General features: G+C 59.6%; 2 protein-coding genes. Both read right to left on the reverse strand.

Annotated elements, in window-relative coordinates; genetic code table 11:
* On the reverse strand, positions 1–726 hold a 726-nt coding region (locus P3T22_RS33165; RefSeq protein WP_429327279.1), incomplete at its 3' end, for a TolC family protein.
* Between the two features lie 538 nt (positions 727–1264).
* Complete coding sequence (locus tag P3T22_RS33170) at positions 1265–1726, reverse strand: MarR family winged helix-turn-helix transcriptional regulator (protein WP_063500708.1); 462 nt, start codon at positions 1724–1726, stop codon at positions 1265–1267.
* Positions 1727–1870: the final 144 nt, after the last annotated feature.

A 1870-nucleotide genomic window follows, 5' to 3' on the forward strand; every position in this document is an offset into this window, starting at 1 on the left:
GCGTGTCGTCGCAATATCACCCGTCGCCGTCTGCTTTTCCACGTTCGTATCGAGACCCGCGACAACCCGTCCATTGGTGATGCGCCCGATCTCTTCGCGGTTTCTGAGTTCCTGCGCAGCGATCTCGCGCAGCCTGTACAGGCGCGCCAGCTCGTTGTAGGTACTGGCAACCGAAGCCGCCAACGTGATCCGCACCTCCTCCATTTCCGCCTGCGCCACCTTTTCGTCAGACGTCGCCTGGCGCAGCCGCTCGTGGTTCTTCCCCCACAGGTCGAGGTCCCATGATGCGCCCTCCATCACCGTGTTCTCGCTATTCCACGCGCCGCCGATGGAAGGCGGATAGACCGTGTTTTCCGTATTGAGCTCCCGCGTCCAGGAGTAGCGGGCGTCCACAGTCGGATACAGCTTCGAGTTGGCATTGCCCACATACGACGTCGCCTTGTCGATCCGTGCGCGCGCTTCGTCGATGTCGGGATTGCCCTTCAACGCTTCGTCGATCAGCCTGGGCAACTGGGGATCGCCGAATTGTTCAGACCAGTCGAGAGAGGGCCACTTTCCGCCCTCCGCAGGCAGACTTTCGCTCGCCTCATATTTGGACGGCGCCTCGATATGGTGATCACTCTTGATCCCGGCGAAGTTGACGCAGCCGCCCAACGTGAGCAAGGCAGCCGATGCGATTAGAAGCACAGACCTTTTGGGTCGCAGAACTGAGGGGTGGACAATCATGGTAGTTTCCATTTTTCGAGCTGTGATATCCGTTGTACGTGCATATGCACGCTGAATCCGGTGTACCCGCACAGAATAGGTATCCTTCGGGTTAGCATCAACGACTCTGCGGGTACAAGATTGTTGCAATCCACGAATCCGTCCGACCTGCATACACTACCCGGATTGCAACGTGTGTTTGCCGTGGCTATCTGAACGGTTGCCGTTCAGATACGTATTCGCTCTTCATTGAAGGCACGGGAACAGACTACGACCGCCCCCGCCGAGGGAATACGGGCGGCCGGAACGCACGGTCAGTCAGGGACAACGCCGGCTCTGCTTTTAACAGCCAGTGATACCAGCGGATTTACTTCAGACGTTCCAGGGCAGTGCCCCATCAGGTAAGCCAGGCGTTACGCGGATCAGGCAGCAATCCGCTAACCGCAATTGAACCGTCCGTGGACAGGCACATAGGGCCAGGCTGATACCCTTCGCTGGCAAGCGGCCTTCTGTCCGCTGGCAAGCGACCTTCTGCCGGGCCTGAGCGTTCGCCCGCGACTCAACGACGAGTCAACCCGTCTTCGCTGTCCAGATGAGAGACGTCGCTGGTAATGCGGAAGAGCTCGCCTCGCAGGTGAGCTGCCGCCTGCGAGCCGTAGCTGCGCTCGAAGCTGGCCTGGGCGATCTGCCAGTGAACGGACGCTACCTCGAGCCTCTCGCGCCCACGCGCGCTGATCGTAACCCGCAGTCGCCGCTTCCCCTGGACTTCCGGTGCGTCGTAGACCAGCTGATCGCGCAGCAAAGGCTTAAGGGCGCGCACGAGCGTCGTTCTGTCCATGACCATCGCCTCGGCCAGCTGGATCATCGTCAGGCAGGGCTCGCGACTCAGAATGCAGAGAATGCTGAACTGGGTGGGCGTCAGGCCAGCATCGGAAAGGTGACGCTCGTAGAGCCTGGAGATATGCCGGGCTGCCTGTCGGACAGCGAAGCAATCGTCTGATTCGAGTGGAAGGATCTTCATGCTGGGAGCATAGCTGTCGCCTCCCCCGCAATCCATGCCTGCAATCGCATCAATTTTTTCTCGGCCGTGTGGATAATCCGGTATCACCTGCCAGAAGTCGATTCATGGTGGGCGTTCCCTGCTCTCCAGAACTGCAGAAAATTG

Origin of the sequence: Paraburkholderia sp. GAS348 (assembly GCF_050434205.1) — a bacterium.
Classification (GTDB): domain Bacteria; phylum Pseudomonadota; class Gammaproteobacteria; order Burkholderiales; family Burkholderiaceae; genus Paraburkholderia.